Annotated in this window: 20 protein-coding genes and 1 pseudogene; 12 read left to right on the top strand and 9 right to left on the bottom strand. The window is 59.4% G+C overall.

All coding sequences use genetic code 11. From position 1 onward, the window contains the following. The first annotated feature begins 77 nt into the window (after window positions 1–77). Window positions 78–734 (top strand): CatB-related O-acetyltransferase, encoded by a 657-nt coding sequence (locus tag KUV52_RS12640; protein ID WP_222526294.1) that lies wholly within the window; start codon window positions 78–80, stop codon window positions 732–734. 105 nt (window positions 735–839) lie between these two features. On the opposite strand, the pseudogene KUV52_RS19065 reads toward KUV52_RS12640, so the two are convergent. The 4 genes and pseudogenes from KUV52_RS19065 to KUV52_RS12625 all read right to left on the bottom strand — a co-directional run. Beyond that, window positions 840–976: pseudogene (locus KUV52_RS19065) on the bottom strand (IS3 family transposase); the annotation flags it as partial. A 237-nt stretch (window positions 977–1,213) separates the two neighbouring features. Then, entirely contained in the window at window positions 1,214–3,241 is a 2,028-nt protein-coding gene (locus tag KUV52_RS12635; protein ID WP_222526293.1) for an alpha/beta hydrolase family protein, read from the bottom strand. 148 nt (window positions 3,242–3,389) lie between these two features. Beyond that, window positions 3,390–4,607 (bottom strand): cation:proton antiporter, encoded by a 1,218-nt coding sequence (locus KUV52_RS12630; protein WP_222526292.1) that lies wholly within the window; start codon window positions 4,605–4,607, stop codon window positions 3,390–3,392. Between the two features lie 78 nt (window positions 4,608–4,685). Next, window positions 4,686–6,200, bottom strand: coding sequence for a fumarate hydratase (locus KUV52_RS12625; RefSeq protein ID WP_222526291.1), 1,515 nt, complete (start codon window positions 6,198–6,200; stop codon window positions 4,686–4,688). 331 nt (window positions 6,201–6,531) lie between these two features. Here KUV52_RS12625 and KUV52_RS12620 point away from each other — a divergent pair, with 331 nt between their 5' ends. Continuing rightward, window positions 6,532–6,951, top strand: a complete 420-nt coding sequence (locus KUV52_RS12620; RefSeq protein WP_222526290.1) for a desulfoferrodoxin family protein — start codon at window positions 6,532–6,534, stop codon at window positions 6,949–6,951. Between the two features lie 38 nt (window positions 6,952–6,989). Here the strand turns inward: KUV52_RS12620 and KUV52_RS12615 are convergent, their stop codons facing one another. From KUV52_RS12615 to KUV52_RS12595, 5 genes are all read right to left on the bottom strand, one after another. Then, window positions 6,990–7,199 (bottom strand): acetyltransferase, encoded by a 210-nt coding sequence (locus KUV52_RS12615; RefSeq protein WP_222526289.1) that lies wholly within the window; start codon window positions 7,197–7,199, stop codon window positions 6,990–6,992. Between the two features lie 53 nt (window positions 7,200–7,252). Then, a complete protein-coding gene (locus KUV52_RS12610; protein WP_222526288.1) occupies window positions 7,253–8,698 on the bottom strand; it encodes an efflux transporter outer membrane subunit in 1,446 nt (481 codons plus the stop codon). Beyond that, a complete protein-coding gene (locus KUV52_RS12605) occupies window positions 8,695–11,820 on the bottom strand; it encodes an efflux RND transporter permease subunit (RefSeq protein ID WP_222526287.1) in 3,126 nt (1,041 codons plus the stop codon). Before KUV52_RS12605 ends, KUV52_RS12610 begins: the two co-directional genes overlap by 4 nt. A gap of 9 nt (window positions 11,821–11,829) precedes the next feature. Next, window positions 11,830–12,972 carry an efflux RND transporter periplasmic adaptor subunit gene (locus KUV52_RS12600; RefSeq protein WP_222526286.1) on the bottom strand — a complete coding sequence of 381 codons (1,143 nt, stop codon included), beginning with the start codon at window positions 12,970–12,972 and terminating at the stop codon, window positions 11,830–11,832. A gap of 70 nt (window positions 12,973–13,042) precedes the next feature. Beyond that, the gene (locus tag KUV52_RS12595; protein WP_222526285.1) at window positions 13,043–14,386 is read right to left on the bottom strand and encodes an MFS transporter; all 1,344 of its coding nucleotides are present in this window, start codon (window positions 14,384–14,386) and stop codon (window positions 13,043–13,045) included. Window positions 14,387–14,839: 453 nt separating this feature from the next. On the opposite strand from KUV52_RS12595, the gene KUV52_RS12590 reads away from it, so the two are divergent. From KUV52_RS12590 to KUV52_RS12545, 10 genes are all read left to right on the top strand, one after another. Then, window positions 14,840–15,064, top strand: coding sequence for a hypothetical protein (locus tag KUV52_RS12590; protein ID WP_222526284.1), 225 nt, complete (start codon window positions 14,840–14,842; stop codon window positions 15,062–15,064). Continuing rightward, on the top strand, window positions 15,061–15,939 hold the full coding sequence (locus KUV52_RS12585; protein ID WP_222526283.1) for a hypothetical protein: 879 nt from the start codon (window positions 15,061–15,063) through the stop codon (window positions 15,937–15,939). The genes KUV52_RS12590 and KUV52_RS12585 overlap by 4 nt, the downstream gene beginning before the upstream one ends. A gap of 600 nt (window positions 15,940–16,539) precedes the next feature. Beyond that, on the top strand, window positions 16,540–17,577 hold the full coding sequence (locus tag KUV52_RS12580; protein ID WP_222526282.1) for an efflux RND transporter periplasmic adaptor subunit: 1,038 nt from the start codon (window positions 16,540–16,542) through the stop codon (window positions 17,575–17,577). Next, window positions 17,578–20,616: an efflux RND transporter permease subunit gene (locus KUV52_RS12575; RefSeq protein WP_222526281.1), complete on the top strand. Its 3,039-nt coding sequence runs from the start codon at window positions 17,578–17,580 to the stop codon at window positions 20,614–20,616. It abuts the gene before it with no gap. A 57-nt stretch (window positions 20,617–20,673) separates the two neighbouring features. Beyond that, window positions 20,674–20,994 carry a helix-turn-helix domain-containing protein gene (locus KUV52_RS12570; RefSeq protein WP_222526280.1) on the top strand — a complete coding sequence of 107 codons (321 nt, stop codon included), beginning with the start codon at window positions 20,674–20,676 and terminating at the stop codon, window positions 20,992–20,994. A gap of 250 nt (window positions 20,995–21,244) precedes the next feature. Beyond that, a complete protein-coding gene (locus tag KUV52_RS12565; protein WP_222526279.1) occupies window positions 21,245–21,664 on the top strand; it encodes a rubrerythrin family protein in 420 nt (139 codons plus the stop codon). A 48-nt stretch (window positions 21,665–21,712) separates the two neighbouring features. Continuing rightward, window positions 21,713–23,053, top strand: coding sequence for a heterodisulfide reductase-related iron-sulfur binding cluster (locus tag KUV52_RS12560; RefSeq protein WP_222526278.1), 1,341 nt, complete (start codon window positions 21,713–21,715; stop codon window positions 23,051–23,053). A gap of 9 nt (window positions 23,054–23,062) precedes the next feature. Further along, the gene (locus KUV52_RS12555; RefSeq protein WP_222526277.1) at window positions 23,063–23,659 is read left to right on the top strand and encodes a DUF3501 family protein; all 597 of its coding nucleotides are present in this window, start codon (window positions 23,063–23,065) and stop codon (window positions 23,657–23,659) included. Next, on the top strand, window positions 23,632–24,171 hold the full coding sequence (locus KUV52_RS12550; protein WP_222526276.1) for a hypothetical protein: 540 nt from the start codon (window positions 23,632–23,634) through the stop codon (window positions 24,169–24,171). The genes KUV52_RS12555 and KUV52_RS12550 overlap by 28 nt, the downstream gene beginning before the upstream one ends. Window positions 24,172–24,240: 69 nt before the next feature. Further along, window positions 24,241–25,569: a DEAD/DEAH box helicase gene (locus tag KUV52_RS12545; protein WP_222526275.1), complete on the top strand. Its 1,329-nt coding sequence runs from the start codon at window positions 24,241–24,243 to the stop codon at window positions 25,567–25,569. Window positions 25,570–25,655 lie beyond the last annotated feature (86 nt).

Below are 25,655 nucleotides of genomic sequence, written 5' to 3'. Positions count from 1 at the left end.
GAACAAGTCAAATGGAACCGTAGCCTTCTTAGGGGCGTTTCGTTAGCCTTGGGTAAACCCCATAAACTGGTAACCGGATGAATCCGAACACCTTGTATCCTATTGAAAATGTCGACAATACGGTTTTATTGAAGCCCCTGATCGCCCAAAGCGGCGTCACCAATGTGTTTGTCGGGGATTACAGCTACTACAGCGACTTTGAGGACCCAACACGGTTCCTGGACAATAATGTGCTGTACAACTTCGGCTTCTCCGGAGCGTCCCTTCATATCGGAAAGTTCTGCGCCATCGCGCACGGCGTGAAGTTCATCATGCCCGACGCCAATCACGCCACGGCCGGGATAAGCACCTTTCCCTTCGCAGTATTTGGCGGAAAATGGGCCGAGGCTAAGCCCATCACTGATTACCCATTCAAAAAAATTAAGGACACGGTGATTGGCCATGATGTCTGGCTGGGCTTCGAGGTCACCGTGATGCCTGGTGTATCCATTGGCAACGGTGCCATCATCGGAAGCAAATCCGTGGTATCCAGAGACATTCCTCCCTATGCCATCGCAGTGGGCAATCCCGCCAGAGTCTTTAGAGCCCGCTTTAGCGAGGAAGAGCAAGCTACCCTGGAAGCTTTAGCCTGGTGGGACTGGTCGGAAAACCATCTTGTAGCCGCCATACCGCTGTTGGTCAGCGGCAGAGTATCCAATCTCCTGGCGTATGCCGATAGAAATGGATTGGTATAAGGCGGCTTATCTCGCTTACTTATCTGGACATATGGAATGGTCAACGATATCTGGACGCCTGTTTAAACCAAAACTCGGCACTCGAAGGCGGCACCCATCATTGTGCTCTCTCGCCCGGTCTAGCAGCGCGCTCATTCGAATTCGTCCGCCATCAGAAGAGAGCTGTGGCCATATTTAAGTACCGCTTTCCCACGTTTAAGCCGATTAATTCGGGCTTCAAACGCTTGGATCTTTTGCTGCTGCCGACGTCTAACCGGCATTTGGCCTCGGCAATAACTCTGATCGAGAACCAGGCATGCGGCTTCCAGTTTGAACTCCGTATTGAATGAGCGACGCTTTCTTGTCAAAGCGCCGTAATGGATGAGCCGTTCACTAGTGCACTTCCTGAGCTAAAGCATCCTCTATGGCAGTGATATGCAGCCCAATAAAAACGGCGCCGAGTGGCGCCGTTTCAGCAGGCAATCCCTAATCGCGCGGGATCACTTATCGGTATGCTTCTTCATCCAACCCAGGGTGTGTTCATACCACTGCACCAGATTGTCGGGGTTGAGAATCCAGTGATTCTCGTCCGGGAACATCAGCAGTTCGGATTCGATCCCTTTACGCTGCAGCACGGTAAAGGCTGCCAGGCCCTGCTCCAGCGGGACGCGGTAATCCAGGGCACCGTGGATCACCAGCATCGGGGTTTGCCACTTGTCGATGTGGTTAACCGGGTTGAACTTCTCGTACAGTTCGGTGCTGTCCCAGTAGGTGCCGCCGAACTCGTACTCAGGGAACCACAACTCCTCGGTCACCATGTAGAAGCTGCGCATATCGAACAGACCGGCGTGGTTAACCAGACACTGGAAGCCGTCGTTCCAGTTACCGGCAATCCAGTTCATCATGTAGCCACCGTAGGAGCCCCCTGCGGCACAGGCGTTATTCACGTCCAGCCAGGGTTGCTGTTTGCCCACGGCAGCCAGGCCCTTCTGTAGATCTTCCAACGGTTTGCCGCCCCAGTCCTTGGAGATGGAGTGGGTAAACTCGGTGCCGTAGCCAGTGGATCCGTGGAAGTCGATCATCACCACGCCAAAACCGGCGCCCGCCCACAGCTGAGCGTTCCAGCGGCCATGCCAGCGGTTACCAAAGCTGCCCTGTGGGCCACCGTGAACCAGGAATGCCACCGGGTACTTCTCGCCCTCTTTGTAGTCCGCGGGTTTGATCCAGTAGCCGTAGACGGTTTCGTTGTTCCAGCCCTTGAAGCTGAACTGCTCATACTCACCAAACGCCACCTCTTTGAGTTTGTCGGCGTTGACGTTGGTCAGGCGGGTCTGGTTGCGACCGCCCGCGTCCATCAGGTAGAGATCGGTCGGCTCGTTCAGGGTGTTGCGGGTATAGAGCAGTTTGCCACCGGCCGCGGCCTGCAGGCTGTTGCTGCCTTCGTTCACCAGGGTGACACGGTCACCAAAGCGGGTGTCCATGGCAAAGATGGAGACCTGCCCCAGATCCTGTGCAGTGACGAAGAGCGTATTGCTGTCATCGCCAAACGCGATGCCACCGGCACTGCGGTCCCAACCGGGCGCCAGCTCTTTCACTTCACCGGAGCGCAGGTCTTTCAGCATCACGCGGAAGCGGTCTGCCTCGTAACCGGGAATGCTCATCGCCATCCAGGCCATGTACTGGCCGTCGGCGGAGAAGGTCGGGTGGCTGTCCCAGGCCGGGTTATCAGCGGTCAGGTTAACCGCATCCCCACCGGTTACCGGCACCTGCCAGAGGTCATAGTTGGTGTGCCAGGACTGGTCCTTACCCGGAGCTTTGGCGGCGTAAACGATGTGCTTGCCATCCGGGGTAAAGCTCACCTCTTCCAGACCGGAGAACGGCAGTGGCGGAACTTCGGTATCCAGACCCACCGTCACATCCACCGGCTCGCTCAGGCTGTCACCCTCAAGGTTCGCCACAAACAGGTGGTTACGCAGGCCGTCGGTCCAGGTGTCCCAGTGGCGATACATCAACTGGGTATAGTGCTGGCCGGTGGTTTTGATCTCTTCGCGGGCTTCGGCCTTTTCGGCACTGCAGGCCAGGGTCTCGCAGGCGGGGTCGATGCGCACCTGCAGAACCACCTGCTTACCGGCGTTATCGAACTTAAAGCCGTCCACGCTCAGGGGCAGATCGGAGATCTGACGGGCTTCACCGCCGCTCAGAGGCAGATACCACAATTGGGTGGAGCCGGAACGGGCCGAGAGGAAGTAGATCCCTTTGCCATCGGCGCTGAACGCCACGGAGTGCTCGGTGCCTTTGTCGAAGGTCAGGCGTTCCGCTTCGCCACCTACCGTCAGTCGATAGAGATCAGACTGAGTGTGGTCGCCATCAACGGTTTTCAGGCCGTACACCACGGTGCTGCCATCCGGTGCCAAGGCACTGGAGTGCACTTTATTGAAGCTGTTGAGGTGGTGGACATTAAAGGGTTCAGCAGCGACAGCGCTGCCCAGGGGTAGCGCCACAGTCAGCGCCGCAATCCATTGATTCATTGTTATTGTTCCCACTTAGCTAGGCGGCTGACGGAAATGCCCCCGCCATACAGAGACCGCTCAGGGTTTAAAGCCCCCATACTTTTCCACGCTTGCAACCCATGTGCAACCTTGTCGCTACAGCCCAACTCTCTGAGCTGTCAGGGGATCACACCGAATCCAGGTGACGCCTGAGCAACGGCGCGAAGGTGGTGCCCTGTACCAGCAGGGAAAACAGCACCACCGCAAACACCATGGACTGCACGGTCCACCAGCCGGGCAGCGCTATGGGCAGGGAGAGCACCAGCGCGATGGCAATGGCGCCACGCAGCCCACCCCAGCTGAGCAGCAACGGCCAGCCACGAGGCAATGGGCGACCGCTGAGAGTCAGAATGCCCTGGCAGAGATAGACCGACGCAAACCGGGCAAACACCGCCGCGCCGATGGCCAAAGCCATGGCCCAGTAGCGCTCCAAAAACATATCAAAGGTGATCACCAGCCCCATCAGGCAGAAGATCAGCAGGTTGAAGAGCAAGCCGAACCACTCCAGACCATTGCTCAGTCTCGGTATCGCCGCCGATTCCGCTTTGGCCAACCCGGCCCGGCACACCAGCGCGGCGCTGGCGGCAGCCATAATGCCGGAGACGTGGAGCAGGTGCTCCGCCACAAAGAAACTGCCGAAGGCGAGCAGCAGCAGAGTGATCATTCCGAGATCTTCCCTTGCCAGATAGCGGATCAGCCCCTGCCCCATCCAGCCCAGCGCAGCCCCGGTCAGGATCCCGCCGAAAAAGACCACACAAAACTCCAGCACGATCCCCAGCAGCGATGGGTCTGTCATCTCCTGCTGCAGAATCCCCATCACCAGCGCAAACAGCACCACTGCCGTGGCGTCATTAAGCAGGCTTTCCGCCTCGAACAGGGTGGCGAGATCCTTTGGGGCATGCAGACGCTGGAGGGTCGCCACCACGGCAACCGGGTCTGTCGCGGAGAGAATGGCGCCGGTCAGCGCCGCCATCATCAGCGGCAGGCCAGTGGGATGGCCGATGGCCCACCAGATCACCAGGGCACAGATAAAACCGGTCAGCAGCACGCCGACGGTGGCCAGAAACAGCGCTTTGCCCGCCCACAGCCGCAACATGGAGGGGGGCAATGCCCAGGCGGCCTGAAAGATCAGAATGGGCAAAAACAGGTAGAACACCTGGTCCTGAACAAACTCAGCCCGCAAACCCACATCCCAGCCAAAGGTGGTCACCAGCAGCCCGGCCACCACGCCGCTGGTGAGACAGGACAGGGTGATCTCCAGCCCGGTGACCCGATTCAGCAGAGCCCCAGACATCACCATGGCCACAAAAGCCAGTACCTGTCCCAGCAGTGTCAGGGTTTCCATGACGGGTCCTGTTGTTGGTTGAGTTCCTACAGTATTGAACAACCCATAAAAAAGGCCCCGATTAAGGGGCCTTCTTCATTACTTATCCAACTCGGCAATCTGACCGCGCCAGTAGGCCGGGCCAGATTCGTGGACGTTGTTGCCGGTGGAGTCCACCGCCACGGTGACCGGCATATCTTCCACGTCAAACTCGTAGATCGCTTCCATGCCGAGGTCCTCAAACGCCACCACGCGGGATTGCTTGATCGCCTTGGCAACCAGGTAAGCAGCGCCACCAACGGCCATCAGGTAAACGGACTTGTGGTCAGCGATGCTCTGTACCGTGGCCGGGCCACGCTCCGCTTTACCTATCATGCCCATCAGGCCGGTTTCGGACAGCATCTGCTCGGTGAACTTGTCCATACGGGTTGCGGTGGTGGGGCCCGCGGGGCCAACCACTTCGTCACGCACCGCATCGACCGGGCCCACGTAGTAGATAAAGCGACCGTTGAAATCCACGCCTTCCGGCAGACCTGCGCCGGAGTCCAGCAGGTCCTTGATGCGCTTATGAGCGGCATCACGGCCAGTCAGGATCTTTCCGTTCAGCAGCAGAACATCGCCCGCTTTCCAGCTTTCCTGCTCTTCCTTGGTGATGTTGTCGAGGAACACGCGCTTGACGTTGTCGCCCGCTTCCTGGGTCACTTCCGGCCAATCCTCCAGCTTGGGTACCGGCAGCTCTGCCGGACCGGTGCCGTCCAGGTGGAAGTGCACATGGCGGGTGGCGGCGCAGTTGGGGATCATCACCACCGGCTTGGAGGCGGCGTGGGTCGGCGCGGATTTGATCTTCACATCCAGCACCGTGGTCAGACCGCCCAGACCCTGAGCACCGATGCCCAGTTTATTGGCGCGTTCGAAGATCTCCAGACGCAGCTTCTCTTCGGTGGTTTCAGCACCGCGAGCCTGCAGTTCATGGATGTCGATGTGCTCCATCAGGGCTTCTTTGGCCATTACCGCCGCTTTCTCAGCGGTGCCGCCAATGCCGATGCCCAGCATGCCCGGGGGGCACCAGCCTGCGCCCATGGTGGGCAGGGTCTTCTCTACCCACTCGGCGATGTCGTCGGAGGGGTTGAGCATCACCATCTTGGATTTGTTTTCGGAGCCACCTCCCTTGGCTGCGATCGCCACTTCCACGGTGTCGCCCGGCACCATCTCAATGTGCACCACGGCGGGAGCGTTGTCTTTGGTGTTCTTACGGGCGCCAGCCGGGTCGGCGACGATGGAGGCACGCAGCGGGTTGTCCGGGTTGGAGTAGGCACGGCGCACGCCCTCATCCACCATCTCCTGAACCGTCTGATCGCTGTCCCACTGAACCTGCATGCCGATCTTGACGAAGCAGGTGACGATGCCGGTGTCCTGACACAGCGGGCGATGGCCCTGTGCGCTCATGCGGCTGTTGATCAGGATCTGCGCCATGGCGTCCTTGGCTGCCGGGTTGATCTCCCGGGCGTAGGCCTCAGTCAGCGCGTCGATAAAGTCCTTCGGGTGGTAATAGGAGATGTATTGCAGTGCATCAGCCACTGAGCTGATGAAGTGCTCTTTCTGGATCACGGCCATTTTCTACTCCGCGGGCGTCCCGCCCTTTTTTGCTATGCCAGTGTTTTTATAAGAGTTTGGAAGTGGCGACTATGATACCCCCCTGAGTCGGGCGGGGCCAGAGGTTGATCCCGGTCACGTCTGACTTCATACCTTCACATTATGAATGCTCCCTCCGAAACCCTACCTGGACGTCGGACAGCGTCGGCTCAGTTGCTAGTTGACTCAATCCCACCTGCCTGGAGTCAATTCAAGGCGGTCATTAAATGGACAATTTGCCCCCCGTGTGCCACCACTAGGAGAGCCATTTTTCAGGGCGATGATGCCCGAATAACTGCAAAGGGAGATGAGTATGCAACGACGTGAACTGATCCGGTTGGGGTTAGTGGGAGCCGCAGCCACGCTGGTGGCCCCCCGTCAGGTATTGGCCGGAGTGGAAGGCTCACCCATGGCGGGCGGCGTTTATTACACTCAGGACGCCCCTGGCCGTTGGAGCAAAAAGGTGGCTGGCCACCTGCCGATGATTGAGGTCGATAAAGACGCCGGGAAGGTGAAAGTGGTGACCGGTCACGAGATGAAAGGGTATGAGCACTACATCGTTAAACACACCCTGCTGGACGGCAACTTTGAGTTTATCGATGAGCGGATGTTTGACCCAATGAAGGACGCCGCCCCCATCTCCGAATTTGCCCTCGCCGAATACAGCGGCCCACTGTACGCCCTCAGCATGTGCAACAAGCACGATGTGTGGCTCAATATGATTGAGGTGTGAATCTCAACAAAAAGCCCCCGACACGGGGGCTTTTTTTATCAGCTTTGGCGGTAGTGGCCGTTGCGCCAGCACTCCGGCAGGGTTTCTCCGGAGGGAAACACCAGGTTGGACTTGGTGCAGATCTCCGGATCAGGCAGATCCTCACCGCACTGGAACTGCACCATAACGGAGTCCGCAAAGGGGTTCACCAATGCGGTGGTGTCCATCACCTCCACCAGATCGCCGGACTGGGTATCACGTAATAGCATGGGTCACTGCCTCCCAAAATAACGTCATCTGTCCCTTTCAGTGTAGTTGAGGACTATGGCGCCTCGCTCTCAGGCTCAGGGGTTTGATCGCCCTGCTCCCTGGCCTGCCAACTGCCGGTCCAGCCGCCCCCCATCGCTTTGAACAATGCCACCAGATTGGCCTGTTGGCTCAGGCGAAGACTGATCAAATCCTGTTCCGCCTGGTAGTAGTTCCGCTGGGAATCCAGCACCGAGAAGAAGTTGTCCACGCCCTGTCGGAAGCGAAGGTCGGAGAGTTCATAGCTGTCCCGGTAGGCCGCCACCAACTGCTGTTGAGCCATAAACTGGTCCGCCAGATTGCGCCGGGACGCCAGCGCATTAGCCACTTCCTGGAACGCCAGTTGAATGGTTCGTTCATACTGCGCTAGGGCGATCTCCCGATCCGCTTTGGCCACGTCCAGGTTGCCGCTCAACTCACCCCAGTGAAAGATCGGCTGGGTCAGGGTCGGGGTAAAGTTCCAGCTGCGGGCATCGCCGCTGAACAGATCGTCAAGGTCACCACTGAGCACCCCGGCGGTGGCGGTCAGGGAGATATTGGGGAAGAACGCCGCCCGTGCCGCACCGATATTGGCGTTGGCCGCCATCAGGGTATGTTCGGCAGAACGGATATCGGGCCGCTGCATCAGCATGGCCGAGGGCATCCCCACCTGGATCGGCCCCAGTTCAATCTCACGTCGGCCATCCGGCAGCAGGATCGGGTCGTAACCGGTGCCCACCAGCACTGCCAGTGCATTGATATCAGCTGCAACCCGGTTGGTGTAGTTGGCCACATCCACCTGGGCAATCGCCACGGTGACCTGGGCCTGTGCCACATCAAGTCCAGTGGCGACGCCGTTTTCAAAGCTGCGCTCTGTCAGAGCCAGTGACGCGCTCTGTGTCGACAGGGTTTCGTTGGCCAGGCGCAACAGCGCCCGGTCCGCCGCCAGAGTCAGATAGGCGGTGATCACCTGGCTGACTACAGCAATGTGGGTATTCCGTCGGGCTTCATCGGTGGCCAGGAAGGATTGCAGCGCCTGCTCCTCCAGACTGGCCAGACGACCCCAGAAGTCGATCTCATAGGCGGTCATCCCCAGATCAACGCTGTACTGCCGGTCAATGCGACTTTCTCCGCCGGTGACCGCTTCGCCCAGACGCTGGTTGCTGCCACGAACACCCAAATCAATGTCGGGGAATTTCTGCGAACGCTGCACCCCATAGAGGGCTTCCGCCCGGCGCAGGGTCTGAACCGCTACCCGCAGATCGCGGTTGTGCTCAAGCGCCCTTTCCACCAACACCTGCAGACGGGGGTCCAGAACAAAGGTGCGCCAATCCTCAATGGCGCTGTTGCCCATATCCGCCTCGCCGGCGCTGAGGGGCCAAATCTCGTCCACTGGTGAGGGCGGCGTTTCATAATCCGGCGCCATGCTGCACCCGGTGGCCAGTGTGGCGGCGACCGTGGCCGCGATAAGATGTCGCTTCATGCCCCCTCCTCCACCGGCGCCTGAGTGCGCTCCCTGTGCGCAATGCGGCTGACAAACACGAAGAACAGCGGTACGAAGAACACACCGAGGAAGGTGGCGGTAATCACCCCTCCGATCACCCCGGTACCCACTGCGTTCTGTGCACCGGAGCCCGCCCCGCTGGAGATCGCCAGGGGCAGTACCCCGAAACCGAAGGCCAGTGAGGTCATCAGGATGGGACGCAGACGGACCCGGGCCGCGTGCAGTGCCGCGTGGACCATATCTGCCCCCTCCTCAAAGTACTGCTTGGCGAACTCCACGATCATGATGGCGTTCTTAGCTGAGAGTCCCACCGTAGTGAGCAGGCCCACCTGGAAGTAGACGTCGTTGTCCAGGCCGCGCAAACCGGTGGCGATCACCGCCCCCAGTACCCCCAGCGGCACCACCAGCACCACAGCAAAAGGCACACTCCAGCTCTCATACAGAGCCGCCAGACAGAGGAATACGATCAGGATCGAAAGCACATAGAGTGCTCCGGCCTGACCGCCCGCTTCCTTCTCTTCATAGGAGAGCCCACTCCAGGCCACATTGAGATTATTAGGCAACTGGGACACCAACTGCTCCATGGTGGTCATGGCGACACCGGTACTGATCCCCGGCTTGGGCTCCCCCTGGATCTGCATGGCGGACACCCCGTTGAAGCGCTCCAGTCGGGGCGAACCGAACTCCCAGCGGGTGCTGGTGATCGCCTTGAGCGGCACCATCTCACCCTGGTTATTGCGGACGTACCAGAAGTCGATATCGGATGGCACCATGCGGAAGGCGGCATCGGATTGCACATACACCTGCTTCACCCGGCCGCGGTCGATAAAGTCGTTCACATACGCACTGCCGAACGAGGTGGTCAGGGTGTTGTTGATGTCATTGATGCTGACGCCAAGGGCCTCCGCCTTGAGCTGATCAATCTCAATCACAAACTGAGGGGTGTCATCCAGACCGTTGGGGCGCACATTCATCAGGTTGGGATTCTGCATCGCCATCCCCAACAACTGGTTGCGCCCCTGCATCAGTGCATCGTGGCCCATGCCGGTACGATCCTGCAGGTACATGTCAAAGCCGGTAGCAGTACCCAGTTCGATAATGGCCGGGGGCGCAAACACGTACACCATCGCCTCCTTGATCTGGGAGAAGGCCCGCTGGGCCCGACCCATTACCGACCAGACCGAGGTCTGTGGCGTGGTACGTTCGTCAAAGGGCTGCATGTTCATAAACAGGATACCGGCGTTGGCGCCCCGCCCGGCAAAACTGAATCCTGCCACCGAAAACACCGAGGCCACCGACTCGGTTTCGTTCTCCATAAAGTAGGTTTCGGCCTTTTTCAGCACCTCGACCGTCTGCTCCTGGGTAGAGCCGGTTGGCAGCATCACCATGCCAATCATCACACCCTGGTCCTCATCCGGCAGGAAGCTGGTGGGCAAGCGGGTCATGAAGTAGCCCGCCACCGCCGCCAGCGCCAGGTAGACCATCATCAGACGGCCCGTCCGCTTGATAAAGCCATCGACATGATTGACGTAGCCATTGGTGGCCCGCTCAAAGGTGCGGTTGAACCAGCCGAAAAACCCCTTATCACTACCACCGCCATGCCCCGGTTTCATCAGGGCCACGCAGAGGGTCGGCGTCAGAATCAATGCGACCAGCACCGACAGCGCCACTGCCGTCACAATGGTGATGGAGAACTGGCGATAGATGATCCCGGTGGTGCCGCCAAAGAAGGCCATCGGCACAAACACCGCAGAGAGCACCATGCCGATCCCCACCAGGGCACCGGAGAGTTGTTGCATCGACTTACGGGTGGCTTCCAGAGGAGGCAGTCCCTCCTCCTCCATCACCCGTTCAACCCCTTCCACCACCACAATGGCGTCGTCCACCAGCAGACCGATCGCCAGCACCATGGCAAACATGGTGAGGGTATTGATGCTGTAACCCAGCGCCATCAACACCGCCATGGTGCCCAGTACCACCACGGGAATCGCGATGGTGGGGATCAGGGTTGCCCGGAAGCTTTGCAGGAACAGGTACATCACCAGGAACACCAGCACCACCGCTTCAATCAGGGTGTGGACGACGTTCTCAATGGAGAGTTTTACAAAGGGTGTGGTGTCATAGGGCACCTGCATATCCACGCCGGGTGGAAACAGGTTGCGCAACTCATCGATGCGCTCATTGACCGCATTCATGGTATCCAGCGCGTTGGCACCGGTGGCGAGGGCAACCCCGAGACCACTGGCAGGCTGGCCGTTATAGCGGGCGATGGTGCTGTAGTTGGCGGCCCCCAGTTCAACCCGTGCCACATCCCGGATCCGCACTTCAGAGCCATCCTCCTCCACCTTGAGCAGGATCCCCTCAAACTCCTCCGGGGTTCTCAACAGAGAGCGGGCAGTAATAGTGGCGTTAAGCTGCTGCCCCTTGATCACCGGCGTGGCGCCCAACTGACCGGCAGAAACCTGGGTGTTCTGCTCAGCAATCGCGGCGGTCACATCAGTGGGGTTGAGGCTGTAACTCTCCAGCCGGTTGGGATCGAGCCAGATCCGCATGGCGTATTCGGCGCCAAAGAGTTGCACCGAGCCCACGCCGGGCACCCGGCTGATGGGGTCCTCCAGATTACTGGCCACAAAGTCCGACAGGTCGGTGTCGGTCATGGAGCCGTCGGTGGAGTAGAAGGCGATCACCATCAGGAAGGTGTCGCTGGATTTTTCCACCACCACCCCCTGGCGCTGAACCACTTCCGGCAGTTTCGCTGTGGCACCGGAGACCTTGTTCTGCACCTGCACCTGGGCAATGTCCGGGTCGGTACCCGCTTCAAAGGTCAGGGTGATGATGGCGTTACCGAAAGAGTCCGACTCGGATGAGATGTAGCGAAGTCCGTCCAGCCCGGTCAGTTCCTGCTCGATCACCTGGGTAACCGTTTCCTCGGCGGTTTTGGCAGAGGCACCAGGGTAGAAGGCGGAGACCTGGATCGCCGGCGGGGCGATATTGGGGTACTGCGCCACAGGCAGCTCCAACAGGGAGAGCAGACCCGCCAGCATCGTCAGGATCGCCAGTACCCAGGCAAAGACGGGCCGGTCAATAAAGAAGTTGGCCATGGTGCCCCCCTAGCCTTTCGGGTCCGGACTGGATTTCACTTCCCGGACCGTGCCCACAGGCACACCGGGACGGATGAATTGAAGCCCTTCCAGAATCACCTTGTCTCCCGCAGCGAGTCCCTGACGGACCAGCCAGTCCTGACCCACCATCTGCTCCACCTGCACAACACGCTGTTCAACCTTGTCGTTGTTAACCACCATGACGGTGGCATCGCCCTTGGCGTTACGGGTGACGCCACGAGCAGGCACCAGCAAGCCCTCTGGCACCACGCCTCTCACCAGTTCAGCCCGTACAAACATGCCGGGAAGCAGAACCGAATCCGGGTTGGGGAAGGCGGTGCGGATGGTAAAGGTGCCGGTACCCGTATCAACATTGATGTCGGCAAACTCGAAGGTACCTTCGTGCTCATAAAGGTCGTTATCGTCGAAGTAGAGTTTGACCTTGGCGCTGTCCTGCTTGATCAACGCGCCGGAAGCCCAGTCCCGGCGGAGTTGGTTCAGTGCCCGACTGGATTCGGTCACGTCCACAAACATGGGGTCAAACTGCTGTAACGTCACCAGCGGGTCGCCCTGATTGGCGGTCACCAGCGCGCCGACGGTCACGGTCGAGCGTCCGGCCAGGCCGGTGATTGGGGCATACACCTTGGTGTAATCCAGGTTGATCACCGCCGTTTCCATCGCCGCCTGCGCGGTGGCGACGTCCGCCTGTGCCTGTTGGAAGTTGGCCAGCGCGTCATCGTAGTCCTGTTGCGACACGGCGCGAGCCGCAACCAGATTGGCGTAACGATCAGCGCGGTTTTTGGCGGTTTTCAGATTGGCACGGGCTTTGGCCAGATCCGCTTTGGCCCGGTCCAGGTCCGCTTCAAAGGGGGCGGGATCGATCAGGTAGAGCTGCTGGCCCTCCTGCACCATAGCCCCCTCGGCAAAGTTCCGCTCCAGCACGATGCCGGAGATCTGGGGACGCACCTCCGCTTGCAGGGACGCCCTGGTGCGACCCGCCAGTTGGACCGACAGTGTAACGGGCTGCGTTTTGAGCGTGATAACGCCGACTTCAGCAGCGGGCGGTGGCCCCTGCTGAGGCTTCTCTCCGCCACAGGCGGACAAAAAGCCGATCAGCAGGCCGGTAACGAGATGGTTGCGCCATGGATTCATGCCCTGCTCCATGTTCCTTGAGTGCCGAGTCAGTGAACAAAAATTAGCAGAGCAATCGGGCTTTTGCGTTTCAGGTCGCGCCGTTATCGGCGTGATGACCCGCCTGCTTCATCCCCTGACTGATCGGCACTCCGAGCACCAGCACTGCACCCAGTACAAAAAACGCCAGAATCACCAGCAGGCCATCCTGCAGACTGAACAGATCCGCCACCAGGGCAAAGGAGAGACTGCCAAGGATGGTGGCCAATCGCCCAAACAGGCCCCAGAAGCCGAACATCATGGCGCTGTAGCGCACCGGCGTCAGCAGACCAACGATGGTGCGACTGGCGCTCTGGGTTGACCCCAGGCCGGAACCCGCCAGCAGTGCACAGATGGTAAACACCTGGTTTTCCGTCATCCCCAACCACTCAGACAGAGGCGTCAGACCGTAGATGGAGAGCACACCGAGGATCCACCAGACCAGCGTCAGAAAGATGGTCGCCTTGGGCCCGATGCGGGTTTCCAGCACACCGAAGGCCACGGCGCCCACAAAAGCGGACACCTGCAGAGCCAGAAAGATGGTGGTCTTCTCACCCGCACTCAGGGAGAGTCGGGCGTCCACATAGATGCCGAAGAATTTGATGACGATCGCCATCCCGGCGGAATACAGGGTAAACACCAGAAAGAAGCGCCACAGCACAGGCAACGCCCGGGTCAACTGCCAGCAGTGACTCAGTCGTTGCCAGGTCTGACGCCATACCTCTTTGGCCGACACATCCCGGCGGATGGGGTCGCGTTCCTTGAGCCAGAGGATGGTGGGCAGGGAAACCACCACAAAAAAAGCGCCGACCGCCAGCATCGACAACTGATTCTGGTGAATGTAGGTGGCCAGATCTGCCTCTGCGGTTGTGGTGATCACACCAAACAGCACCATCACCAGACTCAGCAGTCCGCCAAGATAGCCCACGCCCCAGCCGATGCCGGAGATCAGCCCCATGGTTTTCGGGGTGGCCAGATCGGTCAGGAAACTGGCGCAAAACACCTCTGACAGCATCCAGGCCACATTGCTGATGGTGATCAACAGGATGGCCCACCCTATGGCGCCGGGGCCGACAAAATAGAGGCATGCCGTGGTGACCGCACAGAGCAGCATGTTGCCCAGCAAAAAGCGCTTCTTGCCCCCTTTCAGATCGCAGAGGGTCCCCATTAACGGGGCCAGCAGCATCGTCAGCAAGTTGGACACCACCATCGCCACGCCCCAGTAGGTGTTGCCCCACTCTGAGGTTTCCGGCACCAGGTGATGCACAAAGAACGCGCTGTATACGATGGTAATCACCACCGTGGTGTAGGCGGAGTTGGATACGTCAAACATCGCCCAGCCGAAGATCTCGAGCTTACTCACCGGCTCCGCTGCCGCAGCCCTACTCTGAACCATCCGTTGTCATCCACGTTTTTGTTTGATTTTTTACCAGCTTACACCATTCCCGTGACGTTAAGACTTTCCTCACCTTCCCCGGCTTTCTCCTTCAGGTCATGCCCACTAAACCGCCGGGTTCCGGCAAAACGCCGGTTCAGGGCAACACATCTGCCCAGTTTGAGGACTTCACAGCGGTTTCAACCGACAGACTGACACCGGTTTGCCAAGCGGATCACAAAATAACTCACCTTACGCTACGGCCCGTTGCTTTAGGAAGCCTTTTATCTCTATATTTGCGCCCATTAGAGCCTTAACAAGCATCACTCCACGTTAGAGCCATGCCGTTCTTGTGGGAGTGCAGGAGCAGAAAATGAGAAACAACAAACATCAACAGGAAGACGGGCCTCCAGTGGCCGGGCTTCTGACGGCTCTGGCCATCCTCCTCTTCGTTCTCAGTGTGTAGGGGGCGCCATGACCATCCGAATTCAGCAACAGCTGACGCTATTGACGGTCGCACTCGCGGCCCTGGTTCTCGTTGCAGCGGTGCCTAAAGCACTGAGCTTTCAGAACACCACTGCCAGCGTGAAATCGATCAAGCCGGTCCCGCCCATCAGCACCCTGGAGGAGCATGTGGCGGTGTATGGCGCCATCGAGGGACCAATCCGCTTCAACCAACTGAATGAGACATTGCAATGAGAAAGGTCATTTCTGCCGTAGCCCTGTTGGCAGCAAGTGCACCGGGCCTGGCGTCAGACTCCCGGTTTCCGATCTGGGGAGAAAAGGCCACGGAACTGGGTTACACCCTGCCCAAGCCGTGGGGGCTGTCGGTTTCCTATATGGATATGAGCAACCCGGTGCGGGTGCAGGAGATCGGTCTTTCCGGGTCTCCTGTGCTTGAAGCGCTTGAGATCAGCGCTCCCGATGCCGAATTCGAAGGGTACAACACGACTCTGCGAGGGGATCTGTGGGTACTGCCCTTCTGGAATGTCTACGGGATCGTGGGCTACACCAGCGGTGAATCGGTTGCCACCATCAGACAGCTGAGCTGCAATCCCGACGACCTGCCGGAGTTTGGCGATAAGATCCTTTGTGGCCTGATCGACGGTATCGGCGACGCGGTTGTCGGCGCCCCCTTTGCGCTGGATCTCTCGGGACCCACCTACGGCCTGGGCACCACCTTCGCCGGGGGAATCGGCAATTGGTTTGGCGTCATCGACACCAACTACACCCTGACTGACCTGCGCAAAGTGGACGGTAAGATCAAAACACTGGTCACGGCGCCTCGCGTTGGCTATCGATGGGAACTCGACGGTGGCCGTGAGTTTCGGCTTTATGCCGGAGGCATGTATCAGCGGGTACAACAGGATTTGTCCGGAGACCTGGCGGACCTGATCCCGGAGCTTGCCCTTCTGCTCGGTGAAGGCCGGTTTGATGTCAAACAGAGTGCCTCCTCCCGGTGGAACACCATCGTTGGCGCGCAGTACGCCCTGAATCGCGATTGGGAGTTGCTGATTGAGTCCGGCTTTGGGGCCCGCAGAACGACATTCCTCTCGCTGACCCGTCGGATGTAACCCACTCCTCTGTGCAGGCAGAGATGGGGCAGGCCTGCCCCTGTTGTTTCGACAGGGGCTCGCGGACGGCGGCCCCTTCCCGACGCGGTGGGCAGCCCGGCGCGTTTTCCCCGGCCACCGGCCTGCTGGCCTCTTAGTAACGCGCCACTCCCCTTTTTCCCGACAAGCGCTATCGCTCCTTACCCGGCTTGACCTTTCTCCCCAACCGAAAGCCCTTCCAGAACCGATAGAGAGCAGTACCACAGCCTACGGCACCTCCCGCTGGCGCACTCGGCGCTGGACTCTCTGATAACCACTGAACACTTTCTGAACAAAACCATTCCGTGACGCAGATCACAACCTTGGATCGTCGTCGCATTTAAATTGCTTTTCGCGTTGTTTAGGCTCCTATTCGTCCGTATTATGCGACACACAATCAAGCTGCAACTCAGTGTCCACACCAGACGTTCAGGAGAAAACGATGTTCGACCGAATCATGACTTACCTGGTCAACGCCTCAGAGCCGGTGTTCTTTCTGATTGCGCTGCTGCTTGGCTTCACCATCACCATCTGAAAACGGACTGAGCTTCCCTTTTCTTGGCAAACAGATAGGAACCACCAATGAAAAAGACGATTCTGGCCCTCGCCCTTCCCGCTATGCTGATGGGCTGTACCCAGGAAGCGCCGATCAAAGAGGCCGTAGAGACCGTTCGGCCCGCGATGGTTGAGACTGTGAGCAGCAAGGTTGCCGCCAGCCACCAGTTTTTTGGTGCTGTCAGCGCGGCAGACCGCGCTGACCTGTCTTTCCGCACCGGTGGCCATCTGATCAATGTGTTTGCAGAGAAAGGGGATCGAGTAAAAGCGGGTGAGGTTCTGGCCCAACTGGATCCCAAAGAGGCTGAGCTTGCACTGAGTTCCGCCGTTGCCGAACTCAACAGCATTCAGTCTGACCACCGTCGTGCCAAAGCGATCTTCGCGAAGAGCCAATCCATTTCCGTTGCGGAGATGGAGGAGATCACCACCCGAGTTGAGTTGGCTCGCCTTCGTGTCGAAGAGGCCCAGCGCAACCTTCAATACACCACACTGGTCGCCCCGTTTGATGGCTACATCGGCAACCGCCTGGTGGACAACCACACCCAGGTGGCCGCTAACTCGGCCGCTTTCGTTCTTCATAATCTGGAGGCGTTGGAAGTGACCATCAGCGTTCCGGATCGGGTCGTGGCCTCCGGTGGCTATGAGGTGACCGGAGTCGCTGAAATCTCTGCCCTGCCTGGCCGCCGGTTCGACGTTGTTATGAAAAGCTTCGCCACCGAAGCAGACCAGGCCACCCAGACCTATCAGGTGACGTTCGCCTTTACCGACCTGAAGGACGCCGTTGTGTTGCCCGGTATGGCCGCCAAGGTGATCCCCCTGGCGAACAGCAGCCAACGGCAGATCACCGTCCCGTTGACTGCCCTGGTTCCCGACAACCTTGGCAACCAGTTTGTCTGGGTCGTTGACGAGAACAATACCCTCAGTCGCCGTGGTGTCAGCCTCGGAGAGATCAGTCAGGATCGAGTCGCAGTAGACGGCTTGTCTGATGGAGAGCGTGTCGTGTTGGCGGGCGTGTCCTCGCTGACCGAAGGCATGACCGTTCGCCCTGTTACGGAGACCAAGTAAATGAACATCGCCCAGTCCGCTATTGCGAAACGAACGACCACCTGGGTACTGGTCCTGCTGGTACTGCTCGGTGGCTGGATCAGCTACGAGAAGTTGGGACGGTTTGAGGACCCTGAGTTCGTTATTCGTCAGGCCGTTGTGATCACCCAATATCCCGGTGCCACTGCCCAGGAGGTGGACAACGAGGTGACAGACGTCATCGTCGGTGCCCTGATGGGGATGCAGGAGGTGCATGAAATCACCTCGACCTCCAAGCCCGGTGTCTCCGAAGTGATCATTGAGATGGACCGACGCTTCACGGCCGGCGAAGCCGAGATTCAGCAGGTCTGGGATAAACTTCGTCGCAAAGTGGACAACGCGGCGATGTCCCTGCCTCCGGGGGCGAGCCATCCCTACGTCAACGACGACTTCGGTGACGTGTACGCCATGTACTATGCCGTCACCGGCGAGGGCTACAGCTTTAAGCAGCTGCAGGACTACGTGGATATGCTGGCTCGCGAGCTGTCGCTGGTGCCTGGTGTGGCCAACGTCGCCACTCAGGCGGAGCAGCAGGAGCGCATTTTTGTTGAAGTAGACAGCGCCCGTGTACACGCCTTCGGTCTGACCATGGATCAGGTCTATGACGTCCTGGCCAAGCAGAATGCGGTCACTCTGGCGGGTACCATGCAAACCGGCTCGATGAACGTCAATGTCATCCCGATCTCCAGCGTGTCCAGCTTCCAGGAGATTGAGAACATCCAGATCGCACTGGGCGACACTCTGGTTCGCCTTGGCGACATCGCTGAGGTTACCCGTGGCTACCAGGATCAGACCGAACTGGTTCGCTTTAACGGCCAGCCTGCCATCGGCCTGGGTGTGTCCAATGTCTCGGGGGGCAATGTGGTGGTGATGGGTGATGCCGTGCAGGCCCGCCTTGCCGAGCTCGATGATCGCCGCCCTCTTGGCATGGAGATCAATCCGATCTCGCTGCAATCCGTCAGTGTTGCTGAGGCTGTGGACAACTTCGTACTGAACCTGATTGCTGCCGTGGTGATTGTGTTCACGGTGCTGTTTTTCTTCCTGGGTTTGCGCTCCAGCATCATCATCGGCGGCGTACTGGTACTGACTGTCGCTGGCACGCTAATCGTGATGCTGATTGACGATATCGCCATGCAGCGGATCTCTCTTGGCGCGCTGATCATCGCTCTGGGCATGCTGGTCGACAATGCGATCGTTGTTACCGACGGCGTGCTGACGCGACTGCAACAGAACCCTAAGGCCAATCGAAAGCTGGTTATCGGTGAGGTAGTGCGAGCCACCCAGTGGCCCCTGTTGGGCGGAACCATCGTGGGCATCCTGGCGTTCAGTGCCATTGGCCTCTCCCCGTCCAATATGGGGGAGTACGCCGGTTCGCTGTTCTGGGTGATCCTCTACTCCATGATGCTGTCCTGGGTGCTTGCCATCACTGTGGTACCACTGCTGTGTCATGACTTCCTCAAGGTCAATGACAGCAAGGGGCAAAAGCCGAGCCGCATTCTGAAGGCGTACCGCACCTTTCTGGTCTGGGTGCTGCACAACCGAAAGAAATCCCTGGCCACCATCCTGACGGTGATGGTGCTGGGTGTGCTGTCTCTGCAGTTCGTACCGCCTGGCTTTATGCCGGAGTCAGAGCGTCCGCAGTTCGTGGTGGACATCAACCTGCCGCAAGGCTCCGACTTCCAGCGCACCGCCGATGTGGTCGCTCAGATTGAACAAGACGTGATGGCCAAAGAGGGCGTCACTAACGTCACCAGCTTTATCGGTGCCGGCGGTTTGCGCTTTATGCTGATCTACAGCCCGGAGCCTGCAAACACTGCATACGCCCAGCTGTTGGTCGACGTTGATGATTTCAAACACATCGCCCCGCTGCTCGAACAGTTGAACGAGGAGTTGTCCGCCAAGTACGCCGATGCCGCCATCATGGCCTGGAAATTTATGCTGGGCCCGGGTGGTGGGAAAAAGATTGAAGCCGCCTTCTCCGGTCCCGACGCCGCCGTTCTGCGTCAGCTGTCCGAAGAAGCCAAAGCGATCATGGCCAGCAACCCGGCGCTGATGGCCATCCAGGATGACTGGCGCAATCAGGTGCCGACCCTGCGCCCTGAATATGACAGCCAGGTGGCACAGCGATTGGGCCTGACGGCTCAGGAGATCAATGGCGCGATCGCCCAGACTCTGAACGGGCGCGATGTGGGCGTTTATCGTGAAGGCAATAGCCTGATCCCGATTGTCGCCCGTGCACCGGAAGCCGAACGCACACACCAGCGTGCTGTGGAAAACACCGAAGTGTTCAGCCCGGCCCAAGGCGCTTACGTTCAGGTCAGCCAACTGGTCACTGCCATGGACGTGACGTTTGAAGATGGCCTGCTTAAGCGCATCGACCGCGTCCCGACCATCAAGGCACAGGCGGATCCGGCTCCGGGTGTCCTCTCCTTTGAAGCGTTTGAGGAGATCCGCGCTCAACTGGAGGCTGAAATGACGCTGCCGAGCGGCTATAGCCTGGAGTGGCACGGTGAATACAAGGACGCCAAAGAGGGCAATGAGGGCCTGGCGATCAGTGCGCCCTACGGTTTCGCCGCCATGATTCTGGCCGTGGTATTTATGTTCAACGGCATTCGTCAGGCCCTGGTTATCTGGCTGACTGTTCCGCTGGCCCTGGTGGGGGTATCCGCTGGCCTGATCGTGTTCCAGACACCGTTTGAGTTTATGGCGACACTGGGCACCCTCTCTCTGGTGGGGATGATGGTAAAGAACGCCATCGTGCTGGTTGATCAGGCTGACCAGGATGTGAAGGCGGGTATCACGCCGTACGAAGCCATCATTGGTGCGGCCCTGAGTCGGGCACGCCCTGTGGTCCTTGGGGCAACCACCACCATTCTTGGCGTAGCGCCACTGATTGGGGATGCGTTCTTCAAATCCATGTCCGCTGTGATCATGGTGGGTCTGCTGGTGGCAACCGTGCTGACTCTGGTGGTGATTCCGCTGTACTACAGCATGATCTTCCGGGTAAAGAACCCGGCCTAACAATCAACGGGCGTCCCGTTGTACAATGACGCCCATATGATGAGTGAGGAAGACGAAATGTCCAGAAACCCAGGCTTTGCCGATACCGAGGAAGCCCAGATCCTGAAGTACATCCGTGACAATACGGGTATGGATACCAGTCAACTTGCGGCTTTCCTCTGCACCACGCCAGAGACAGTACGTCGCTGGCAGCGCGGCACCATGCGTGCCCGTGGGCCAGCACTGGGCTTCCTGCGGGTTCTGGGTATGAACACCAGTTGGTCCATTCGCGATGCGATTAAGATTGGGAAGTTCAATATTGAGCACCCTAAAGCGGTCGACAATCCAGAGGCGCTCGAGAAACTGGCCGAACTGGGCCGCTCTCTGGAAGGCGCCTGAAGCCCGAACCCTGAAAAGCCCCGCCATTGTGCGGGGCTTTTTGCATCAGGGCGCCACACTTCTCCGACCGCTTAACCCACTGCCTCCTCCCACCCTGCGACGCTGACCATAGCGTTCTGGGTAAGCCTGCATGGTTCAATCGAGCACAACGATTAGGTCAGCGAAGAAATTCCATCTATAAACGGCCCGTGGCTGTCTACGCTTGATCCTGTGTGAAGCAATCAGGCGTTTGACGCCACAGGAGAAAGTCATGTCATTGAAAGGATCCAAAACCGAGCAGAATCTGAAAGACGCGTTTGCTGGCGAATCCCAGGCCAACCGCCGCTACCTCTACTTCGCTTCCAAAGCGGACGTTGAGGGCTATAACGATGTGGCTGCCGTGTTCCGCTCCACTGCGGAGGGGGAAACCGGCCACGCCCATGGCCACCTGGAGTACCTGGAAGCGGTAGGCGATCCGGCCACCGGCCTGCCGTTCGGCGGTACCGAAGCCAATCTGAAAGCCTCCATTGCCGGTGAAACTCACGAGTACACCGACATGTATCCCGGCATGGCGAAAACCGCCCGGGACGAGGGTTTTGATGAGATTGCCGATTGGTTTGAGACGCTGGCGAAAGCGGAGCGCTCTCACGCCAACCGCTTCCAGAAAGCGCTGGATAATCTCGACAGCTAAACGGATCGGGGCGGTGCGACTGCATCGCCCCTGCGCGCCGGAGGCACCATGAGCCGTAAAGAGGGCAGTCTTGAAGCGCCCACCCGACACCCAATCGACTGGCAGGGACCAGACTATTACGACGACGCCAAACTGATGGCGGAGCTGGAGCGGGTCTACGACATCTGTCATGGCTGTCGCCGCTGCGTCAGCCTTTGTCAGTCGTTCCCGACCCTGTTCGATCTGGTGGACGAATCCGACACCATGGAGGTGGATGGGGTCGATAAGGGGGATTACTACAAGGTGGTGGATCACTGCTACCTCTGTGATCTCTGCTTTATGACCAAGTGCCCCTACGTGCCGCCGCACGAGTGGGGAGTGGATTTTCCCCACCTGATGCTGCAGGCCAAAGCGCAACGATTCCACAAGTCCGGCGCCCGATTCCGGGATCGGGTTCTGACCAACACCGACGCCATGGGCAAGTTCGCCTCCAGTCCCGGGATCTCGCAGATGATGTCGGGGCTGGGCAATACCGAAGTGTTCCGGGTGTCACTGGAGAAGACCCTCGGCGTCCATCGGGATGCGCCCCTGCCCCGCTACTCCCGCCCAACGCTGGAGCAGCGCGCTCAGGAACAGGTGCAAACCATTCCGCCAACGCCCGTTGGCGACACCAGCGGCAAAGTGGCCCTGTTTGCCACCTGCTTCGCCAACTACACCCAGGCGGAGTTGGCGGATGATTTCATGAAGGTGTTCCAGCACAACGACATCCAGATTGAACCGGCCACCTCGCTGCAGTGCTGTGGCATGCCCAAGCTTGAGATTGGCGATATGGAGAGCGTCGCCCGACTGAAAGCGCACAATATTCCACGCCTGGCTGAGCTGGTGCGGCAGGGCTATGACCTGATCGCGCCCATCCCCTCCTGCGTACTGATGTTTAAGCAGGAGTTGCCCCTGATGTTTCCGGATGACGAGGAGGTGGCACTGGTGCAGCGAGCCTTCTTCGACCCCTTCGAGTATCTCTGGCTCAGGCACAAGGGGGGAAAACTCAAAACCGAGTTTACTCAGCCGCTGGGGAACATCACCTACCAGCCAGCCTGCCATCAGCGGGTACAGAACTTTGGCCCCCGAACCCGCGACATTCTGGCGCTGATACCGGATACACAGGTGCACACTATTGAGCGCTGCTCCGGGCATGATGGCACCTACGCGGTCAAACTGGAGACCCGGGAAGCGTCTTTGAAGATCGCCCGCCCCGTGGTTCGTCAGGTGGATCGCACTCAACCAGACCACCATGTCAGCGACTGCCCCATGGCCGCCAGCCACATCGGCAGTCAGCGCACCGGACTGGGCGACAAGCCGGGCAACGCCCTTCACCCCATCAGCCTGCTTCGTCAGGCATACGGATTGTAGGAACAGGTTATGGACAAACTGACACGGAATGACCTCTGGTCTCTTGAGGAGTACGCGCAGCACCGCGCGGGCTTTCGCCAGCAGGTGCTGGCCCATAAAAAGGATCTTCAGGCGGGTTTGGGTGAGCATCTGAGGCTGCTGTTTGAGGATCGCATGACCATTCAGTACCAGGTTCAGGAGATGCTCCGCATTGAGCGGGTGTTTGAGCCCGACGCGATTCAGGAGGAACTGGACGCCTACAACCCGCTGATCCCCGATGGACACAACTGGAAAGCCACCATGTTGCTGGAATACGCGGATGTCGAGGAGCGCAGGTTGGCATTGGCGCGGCTTATCGATGTGGAGCGTCGGGTCTGGGTTCAGGTGGGCGATGGCCCCAGGGTGTACGCCATCGCCGATGAGGATCTGGAGCGCAGCGACGAAAGCAAGACCAGCAGTGTGCACTTTCTGCGCTGGGAACTGAGCGACAGCATGATGGCCGCGCTAAAACAGGGACAAGCGGTGCATCTGGGGTGCGACCACCCCGCCCTGTCCGTCGAAACCACCTTGACCGAGCCGCAGAAGGAGGCGCTGCGCGCATGTCTCGACGAACCCCGGGCACACTAATCCTGTTGTGGGGGCTGCTTGCGGTGGCCCCCACCTTCGCCACTGAACCGGAGTTTCAGGCACTGATGAGCCTGCAGGGAGAGTGGCAAGGGCACTGGCAGGGGATGAACCTGGACAGTGGAGAGATCACCGAAACGCCGGTGCAGCTGACCATCAGTGCCACCGAGCAGCCCCAGTGGCTTGAGGAGCAGGTCACCACGCCCCAATCCCGGTTTGCCCAATATGTCGAAGTTCAGCCGCCCTACCGTGTTATCCAGCAGTTTCAGCACGCGGAGTATGAGCAGGAGCGCGAACTGACCAGCTTTCACTACGTCAGTGACGAGGTCTGGACCCTTCGCTTTGAGTTCAGCGCAATTCGCCAACAGCGTCCCGTCAGAGTCCGCCAGACCTGGCAACGCCTGCCCCAACAATTGAGCCGGGAAGAAGAGGTGGATTATCAAGATGACAAAGGAACGCACTGGATCCGGCGACAAACGCTCCAGTTGAACCGGTTAAGTGCGCCGGACTCCTGATCGCCATCTCGCTCTGATGCCAATATCTGGTAGCATAAGCCCCAGTTTTCCCTGATCCCATAGCGTCCCTTGAGCACCGATACCCTCACCCTGCTGCCCGCCCCGCTCAACGCCCATATCCAAGCGCTTAACCTGGTGCCACTGACCCAGGTGCAACAACTGAGCCTGCCGAAGCTGCTGGCCGGAGGCGACCTTCGGATCCAGGCCCCGACGGGAAGCGGTAAAACGGTGGCGTTCGGGCTGGGCCTGCTGGCGAAACTGGACCTGTCCCGCCGCCAGCCCCAGGGTCTGGTTCTGGCCCCCTCCCGGGAGCTGGCAGAACAGATCGCCCAGGTGCTTCGGCAACTGGGGCGCCCCTACCCCAATCTTCATGTGGCCGCGGTTTATGGCGGTACCGATCAGAGCGCACAGGAGGCGGCACTGAGACACGGTGCCCATCTGATTGTGGCAACGCCGGGCCGCCTTACTGCCCTGCTGAAACAGGGGGCGCTAACCCTGGACCAGGTCAGGATTCTGGTGCTGGATGAAGCGGATCGCCTGCACGCTGAGGGGTTTGTCCGGGACCTACAGACCCTGACGGCAGCCCTTCCCAGGGCCTGTCAGCGGGTCTGGTGCTCCGCCACTTACCCGGAAGCGCTGCTGGCGATGGCGCCCGCTGACGCCATTGAGGTTCAGGGGGATACCCCGGACATTCACCAACAGGCCCTGTGCCTGGCGCCAAGTGCCCAGCTCGCTGAGGTGATTCCCCAGCTCACTGGGCAGGGCCGCACGCTGGTGTTTGTGAACACCAAAGCGGTTTGCCGCACCCTGGCACAGCAGTTGTGTAAAGCCCGCTGCCCGGCGCTGGCACTTCATGGCGATCTCAATCAACAGCAACGGGAGCAGACCCTTATCCGCTTCCGCCACGGCAGCGCGCCTCTGCTTATCGCCACTGATCTGGCAGCCCGGGGCCTGGATGTGGAAGCGATTGAGACGGTGATCAATGCGGAGCTGGCCTCCGACAGCGATACCCACAGTCAGCGCATTGGCCGCACCGCGCGCGCCGGTGCCAGCGGCCGGGCGATCACCCTCTATCGTCCGGAGCAGCAATCCGCTCTGCAACAGCTTGCGCCGGGTATCCCATCACAACCGGCCCCATCCCAGTCGGTCACGGTTACGCCCAATTCGCTGGCCACCCTGATGGTGGATGCCGGACGCCGTGCCCGACTGCGCAAAGGGGACCTGATGGGCGCGCTGATCAAAGGCGCTGGCGTGCCCCATAAGGCGATCGCGGCCATCGATCTGCTGAATGACCACAGCTACGTCACCCTGCAAAAAACCCAGGTCTCTGCCGCGCTGACCGCGCTAAACAACGGCCAGATAAAGGGCCGAACGGTCAGGGTCAAACTCCTGCTGTAACCGCCTTACCGTCCAGGCCCCATCCCGACGGGCTCGCTAAGTGACGGAAAAGGTTAATCAAATATTCACTTATTCGGATCTCATGG

This window comes from Ferrimonas balearica, assembly GCF_019802055.1.
GTDB lineage: Bacteria > Pseudomonadota > Gammaproteobacteria > Enterobacterales > Shewanellaceae > Ferrimonas > Ferrimonas balearica_A.
This window is presented reverse-complemented; position numbering and strand designations above follow the sequence as displayed.